Genomic DNA, 6,659 nt, shown 5'->3' on the forward strand with positions numbered 1-6,659 from the left:
TGATGTTAGCGATCGCCTGATAGAAATTGCCAACACAAAAAATGGACACGATAATGTCACCATTGCTTTAGTACACTATCAAGTAAAATACTCTGAACCAGAGTCAACTATTCAAGTATTAATGCCTGATAGTGTCAGCATCCCAACAGTGAATACGCCTGCAAGCCCGAAATCACCAACATTACTAGAAAGCGACCCTGGGCAACCGACAAAAGTCTTCCGTCAAAAATCAAAGTTTAAATGGTGGCCTTTTTAGTAATCTCAGTTCATTTTTTTCTAAAAGTGATCAGACAGATGAATATAATTTAAAAATGAGCGATCGTATATTCAACAAAGTACAGTGAATCAGCGATCGCACTCAAACTAAAGCTGAAATAATGAAGCGTAGTCTTGTAAAAATGATGAGTAATGAAAATTAAAGCAGTTATCTGGCAAGAAGATGATGTATGGTGTGGTTCTGTACCAACTTTACCAGGATGTCACACTTGGGGAGATAGCTACGAACATCTATTAGAAATGCTACAAGATGCGATTCAAGGCTGGCTGGAAGTTGCTAGTGAAGGGCAAAAAATATAGAGTAAATTGCTTTGTCCTGATCATACAGAATAAGTCATATTGGTAGCGATCTCCTAAGTTCAGCGTAAAACAATCGCACTCAATACACTTAACAAATCAATACATTTTAATGACAGTTAAAATAACAAGCAGGAGCTTAAATCAGACCTAACACTGCTCAAGAGATATACAACTAAGTTATTCGTGACTTACCATGACTCAAGCCCTACGCAAGCAAATTAAATTTGATGAGTTTGTTGCTAAATATCCAGATGAAACAGGGAAACGTTATGAACTCCATGATGGAGTAGTAGTTGAAATGCCACAACCTACAGGAGAACATGAAGAAGTAACTGGATTTTTAGCCTTTGAAATTACTAGAGAGTGTATCCGTTTAAATCTCCCCTATTTCATACCCAAGACAGCATTAGTCAAACCACCTGAAAATGAATCAGCTTACTCGCCGGATGTGCTGTTATTAAATCGCCCCAATTTAACCAATGAACGTCTATGGAAAAAAGAATCTACCGTCATTCAAGGAATATCAATCCCATTAATTATTGAAGTTGTAAGTACAAATTGGCGTGATGATTATTTGAAAAAATACGCTGATTATGAAGAAATGGGGATTCCTGAATACTGGATTGTAGATTATACAGGTAATGGTGGTAGGGAATTTATAGGTAATCCTAAACAGCCTACTATTTTAGTTTGCTGTTTAGAAGAAGGTGAGTATACTGTGAGAAAATTTAGAGGTGACAACCGTATTCAATCTGTAACCTTCCCTAATTTGAATTTAACTGCACAACAAATTTTTAACGCTAGTTTGTGATTATGGCTGTAAATTACCACAATATTATTACAATTGAACCAGGAAAAAGAGGCGGTAAACCTTGTATTCGGGGAATGCGAATAACTGTGTATGATGTGTTATCTTATCTTGCCTCTGGTATGACCTACGAAGAAATACTTGATGATTTTCCTTATTTGAGGCAAGAAGACATTTTAGCTTGTCTCAGCTACGCAGTTGACAGAAAAAATAACAGCTAAGTTTGGTAGCTATGGGTTAATTGTAGCTTCAGGTAATCGATAAAATCTAGCATTTCTGTTTCAGAAAGATGATAGCGCGATCGCTTGCCATATTTTTGCTGTAAAAACTCTCGTCCCTGTTCTGGACTCCAATTTAATTGTGATAAATATGTATCAGTTTGAGCAATGAAACCTGCACGATGTTCAGATGAATTTAACTCTTGATGAGAATTTTGAATATTGTTAATTTTCAGACTAACTTTCTGCCCTAAAGCTGGCCAATCTATTTCTTTATGTCCATCCCAGCTAACACCTACAGCACGATAAGTTACTGGATTATAGATTGTACAAAATACGATTGTTTTATCACCAGGGCTAACTGCAATTGTTAGGGGCTGACATAATTGTTCATGTGTCAACGCATCCAATGAAAGTAACAAACTTTTAGAAAAATACGATTCACTACCTGAGCGAACTACATAAGGTTTATCTGCCAAAATATGCAAATCAGTTTTTTCAGATTCACCGTGTGATGTTTCAACTTTTTTATTAACTTCTATGCCTGTGATTAATCCTGTCAAAGCTCTATCATAAATCGGAATTGGCTGAGTCTCATCCGAGAGCATATACCAACAGTGATCGTTTTCCTTGCTGACAAAGACATATTGAGGTTTTGGGATAGAGCTGAATCCTAATTTTATATCCATAATTAGCTTGACGATTTTGCTAAATAGATTGAGCAGACACCCAACTTTGATAAATTACATAGTCAAATGCTGAGTATCGTTAATAGATATAATTCCCCAACCATCAAGCTAATTAACATCATAAAATACTCTGCTTAACCCTCCGCACCCCTCCGCGTGAACCTCCGCGCCCCTCTGCGTTTAAAAATCAAATCAAACATTTGTGATACTCCCATAAATTAAACCTCACATCAAGCGAAAATCTGAGTCTTGATGTGAGGTTCAGCAGGCGAATTTGAAAGTGAAAGCTTAGTGCATTATGCTGTGATTGTGCGATCGCACGCATCGCACCCAAAGATGATCTCACACTATAGTTTCTGGCTCGAAACCTAACGCCTTTAACCTGTTTTCTAGCATTTTCACCCGTTCTTCCGCTTCTAAACGTTGCCGTTCTTCCACATTTGCTTTCTCTTGTGCTACGAAAATTAGTTCTTCTGGTGTCAGCAATCTACGTTTTTGATTGTCATACCAATACAACCATTCCCTAGCGATTCCTTGATAAAGTCCTCGTTCCCTCCCAATTCCTAAGCCAATTTCTGGCAACCAAATGGGATTTCCTGACATGAGCAAGTATTCCCCATCTTCTAGGCGATAGACTTCCAAAGCCGGATTTTTGCGCCGGAAAGGATTGTACACAACGTAGTACAAAATTCCCATCTCAGCATAGACTTCTTTTTTGGTGCTGTATTCTCCTAGATGTTTGGGCGAGGCTACTTCTATTGCTATAATTGGCGGATTTTCTTCTTCCCACAGCACATAGCTGAGGCGTAAATCCCCATCAACAAAACGTTTGACTCCTACACTGAGAAAACCATCAGGGACGATCGCTGGTTTTTTTGGGTCATAATAAATACCCATCTTGACACCAAAGTACCAATCCCATCGGTCTAACCAAACCAAAGCCAGTGTAGCTTTGAGTAAACTAGGAATTAAATCTTGTATTTCATTATCCACAGGCGTATCCTCGGAGTTCGGTAGCTCTTCGGAAGATGGTAAACAGTGTAACGAATTGTAGTTTAACATGAGAGGTTTTCACAGATTCTAATTTTAGATATAGAAATTTATTGAACATAAATTGACTAACAAGTAACTAAAGATAGCGTACATCAATATGCTGGACATAACGCACTCTCTATAAATTGTGGGTTTTCATCAGATATTAGTAAAGCGCGGCGGAAATCAAGATACCATTCTCAATCGTTCAAAATCTTAAAATACAGGACTTTTGATTTTTGACTTTTGACTTCTGCCTAGCGGTGCTAGGCACTATCAAAGGATAATAAAGTTAAGGAGGAATAGAAAATATTTTGATTTTCTTAATAAGAGTGTAACTTATGAGTCAAACCCCTATTACAGTCACTTATTCATTAGAGGAAATCTTAGGGCAAATCAACCAAAAGCTAGATGTCCTACAAAAAGATATTACAGATATTAAAATTGGCCAAATCAAACTTGAAGCTGAACTCAAGGGAGAAATTAAGGCATTGGAAACAGAGGTTAAGGGCATCGGCAAGCGGTTAGATACCCAAGAATTTATCAATCGTTCTGTGGTAATTGGCTTTGTCTTAGCATTGACAGCCGGAGCTATCAAGTTATTTTTCCCCAACATCCCTAATTAGTGTTGTGATAGTGAGCAGAGAACCCCGATTTCTCCAAGAAACCGGGGTTCTAAAATTTCGTAATTCTCAACAAATCCCAATTAATTACCAATTGCTGGTGCATTCAAAGAAACTGCTGCTGCTTCTGGTTTTTGATCTACCAAGGTGGGTACAGAATCACGCAACCTAGCTGTCAGTTGTACAGTTGTAGCGTCGTACATCTGAGTCAGTAACTTGGGATAAAAACCAATACCAATAATTGGTACTAACAGACAAGCAATGATAAAAACTTCACGAGGTTCAGCGTCTATCAAAGCTTGATGAGAAACTAATTCTTCGTTTTCTTGTCCGTAGAAAATTTCCCGTAACATTGATAGCAAGTAAATTGGAGTTAAAATCACTCCCACTGCCATCAAAAATACGACGATGACTTTAAATGTAGGGCTATAAGCATCGCTAGTAGCAAAGCCGACAAATATCATTAACTCTGCCACGAAACCACTCATACCTGGCAATGCCAAGGAAGCCATTGAACAAGTGGTGAACATGGCGAAAATCTTCTGCATCCGCTTACCGATACCACCCATTTCATCCAACATCAGGGTGTGTGTTCGATCATAGGTTGCACCGACAAGGAAGAACAAACTCGCGCCAATTAATCCATGTGACACCATTTGCAATACTGCCCCACTTAATCCCAAATCGGTGAAGGAGGCAAACCCAATAATCACAAAGCCCATGTGAGAAATTGAGGAGTATGCAATTTTGCGCTTGAGGTTACGCTGGGCAAAGGATGTTAAGGCCGCATAGATGATGTTAACTACCCCCAGAATTACCAGAGCCGGGGCAAAATAAGCATGAGCATCGGGTAGCATCTGGGCGTTCATGCGAACTAGGGCATAACCACCCATTTTCAGAAGAATACCAGCCAGTAACATATGTACGGGGGCTGTAGCTTCACCGTGGGCATCAGGTAGCCAAGTATGCAGGGGAATAATGGGCAACTTGACGGCGTAGGCAATCAGCAAGCCACCGTAAATTAACAATTGGAAATTTAAAGCGTAATCTTTGAGAGCGAGCGATCGCATATCAAAGGTAACATCATTGCCATAAAATGCCATTGTCAACGCTGCGATTAAAATAAACAGCGAACCGCCAGCCGTGTACAAAATAAACTTGGTGGCTGCGTATTGGCGTTTTTTACCGCCCCAAATTGCCAGCAGTAGGTAAACGGGAATCAATTCCAACTCCCACACCAGGAAAAATAGCAGCATATCCTGGACAGCAAACACGGCGATTTGACCGCCGTACATGGCCAACAGCAAAAAATAAAATAGCTTGGGCTTGAGTGTCACTGGCCAAGCCGCTAAAGTTGCCAAGGTGGTAATGAATCCAGTCAACAGAATTAAGGGCATAGACAAGCCATCTACCCCTACTGACCAATTCAAATCTAGTTGGGGAACCCAGGGGTAACTCTCCACCAATTGCAAGTCGGGATTGGAAAAGTCATACCCGGTATAAAAGACGTAAACAATCAGTGCGAAATCTATCAGCCCCACAATCAGGGAGTACCAACGCACTGTTTTACCGTCTTTATCTGGGATAATGGGGAGCAGTAGCGACGCAGCGATCGGTAACAAGATAATCGTCGTCAGCCACGGGAAATTAGCTGTATTCATCACAATTTGTCTGCTATCAAAATCATGTTTGCCAAAAAGCCACTAGTTATTAACTAACAGCTTTTTGAGGATTTGGCTTTTATTGTTAGTTTGATTTAATCAAATTGGCAATCCCACCTTTTTCGATTCAGAGTCTTTTTTAACTTGATGGATACCGAAGATCGCTTGGGGAGTATGATGTGCGATCGCTTAATTAAATTTTTGATATTACCGCAAGTCCAAAATTTCCACTCAAAAAGCCGCTAAACTACAATTCTAGTGATGCAATGGCATTACTAGAATAGACCATGCTGTTTGGTGGTTGTGGAAAATAGCAAGTTGGTGCAAAAATATTGACATTGAAAACGATATATGATAAAGACAGGAATTTCTAGTCAGATTCGTTATGTCACCAACGTAGATGGAGAAACAACAGATGTACTTGTCCCTATAGAACTTTGGCAACAGCTTATGAGTTCCGTAAATCCTGATAACGTCAGTGGTTTAGCTTGGATTGATGAACAAGAGCCAAAAGCACAAATATTAGCCGATCTGCAAGAGTCCGTGCGACAAGCAGCAGTAGGACAAACTTTCCCAGTTTCAGAGCTTTGGGACGATATTGAAGCCTAGATTTATGGCAGAAGTTCGTTTTACTCCTCCCTTCAAACGCCGTCTCAAAACTCTAACTAAACGCTATCGTCAAATTCAAATTGACATTCAACCCATTATTGATCAGCTACAGGCAGATGTGAGCTTAGAAGAGATTGAAGATGCAATTTAAAAGACATAGAAATACATAGATAAAGCGCGATCGCCCAGAATACCATATCATTTATCTACTGTGTAGTCTGTCTTCCATAGCAATAACTTCATGCCTTTCTCCGATTTCACTAATCCTTACCAAAATCCGGCGAATATACCGCAGAACTATCGCCAGCATATAAATCTAAGGAAGTTATTTAAAGCTGATGGTTCTTATGTGCGTCCAGCAGAAGACCCTGTGACGATGTGGGTGCTTCAGATGTATCATCCCCGCAGAACTCGACGGCAAACCCTGCCCCCATTCCCAAGCC

10 protein-coding genes and 1 pseudogene are annotated in these 6,659 nt (G+C 39.7%); 8 read left to right on the forward strand and 3 right to left on the reverse strand.

Annotation, left to right across the window (positions count from 1 at the left end; all coding sequences use genetic code 11):
* From VB693_RS28505 to VB693_RS28520, 4 genes and pseudogenes are all read left to right on the forward strand, one after another.
* Window positions 1-256 (forward strand): annotated as a pseudogene (locus VB693_RS28505) (serine/threonine protein phosphatase); the annotation flags it as partial.
* Window positions 257-408: 152 nt separating this feature from the next.
* Window positions 409-576, forward strand: coding sequence for a type II toxin-antitoxin system HicB family antitoxin (locus VB693_RS28510; protein WP_323269207.1), 168 nt, complete (start codon window positions 409-411; stop codon window positions 574-576).
* A gap of 193 nt (window positions 577-769) precedes the next feature.
* Window positions 770-1,387, forward strand: a complete 618-nt coding sequence (locus tag VB693_RS28515) for a Uma2 family endonuclease (protein ID WP_323269208.1) — start codon at window positions 770-772, stop codon at window positions 1,385-1,387.
* A gap of 2 nt (window positions 1,388-1,389) precedes the next feature.
* Complete coding sequence (locus VB693_RS28520) at window positions 1,390-1,605, forward strand: DUF433 domain-containing protein (protein WP_323269209.1); 216 nt, start codon at window positions 1,390-1,392, stop codon at window positions 1,603-1,605.
* On the opposite strand, the gene VB693_RS28525 is transcribed toward VB693_RS28520, so the two are convergent.
* Both VB693_RS28525 and VB693_RS28530 read right to left on the reverse strand, forming a co-directional pair.
* Window positions 1,602-2,291, reverse strand: a complete 690-nt coding sequence (locus VB693_RS28525) for a hypothetical protein (RefSeq protein ID WP_323269210.1) — start codon at window positions 2,289-2,291, stop codon at window positions 1,602-1,604. The two genes, VB693_RS28520 and VB693_RS28525, sit on opposite strands and share 4 nt — an antisense overlap.
* A gap of 342 nt (window positions 2,292-2,633) precedes the next feature.
* Window positions 2,634-3,353, reverse strand: a complete 720-nt coding sequence (locus VB693_RS28530) for a Uma2 family endonuclease (RefSeq protein WP_323269211.1) — start codon at window positions 3,351-3,353, stop codon at window positions 2,634-2,636.
* Between the two features lie 311 nt (window positions 3,354-3,664).
* Between VB693_RS28530 and VB693_RS28535 the strand changes: the two genes are divergently transcribed.
* Window positions 3,665-3,949 carry a hypothetical protein gene (locus VB693_RS28535; RefSeq protein WP_323269212.1) on the forward strand — a complete coding sequence of 95 codons (285 nt, stop codon included), beginning with the start codon at window positions 3,665-3,667 and terminating at the stop codon, window positions 3,947-3,949.
* Between the two features lie 80 nt (window positions 3,950-4,029).
* Here VB693_RS28535 and VB693_RS28540 read toward each other — a convergent pair whose 3' ends face one another.
* The gene (locus tag VB693_RS28540; protein ID WP_323269213.1) at window positions 4,030-5,607 is read right to left on the reverse strand and encodes an NAD(P)H-quinone oxidoreductase subunit 4; all 1,578 of its coding nucleotides are present in this window, start codon (window positions 5,605-5,607) and stop codon (window positions 4,030-4,032) included.
* Window positions 5,608-5,958: 351 nt separating this feature from the next.
* Here VB693_RS28540 and VB693_RS28545 point away from each other — a divergent pair, with 351 nt between their 5' ends.
* From VB693_RS28545 to VB693_RS28555, 3 genes are all read left to right on the forward strand, one after another.
* Window positions 5,959-6,216, forward strand: coding sequence for a hypothetical protein (locus VB693_RS28545; protein ID WP_323269214.1), 258 nt, complete (start codon window positions 5,959-5,961; stop codon window positions 6,214-6,216).
* A gap of 4 nt (window positions 6,217-6,220) precedes the next feature.
* Window positions 6,221-6,367, forward strand: a complete 147-nt coding sequence (locus VB693_RS28550) for a hypothetical protein (RefSeq protein WP_323269215.1) — start codon at window positions 6,221-6,223, stop codon at window positions 6,365-6,367.
* Between the two features lie 90 nt (window positions 6,368-6,457).
* A partial coding sequence (locus tag VB693_RS28555) for a hypothetical protein (protein ID WP_323269216.1) occupies window positions 6,458-6,659 on the forward strand: 202 nt, incomplete at its 3' end.

Origin of the sequence: Anabaena sp. UHCC 0399 (genome assembly GCF_034931465.1) — a bacterium.
Lineage (GTDB): Bacteria > Cyanobacteriota > Cyanobacteriia > Cyanobacteriales > Nostocaceae > Trichormus > Trichormus minutissimus.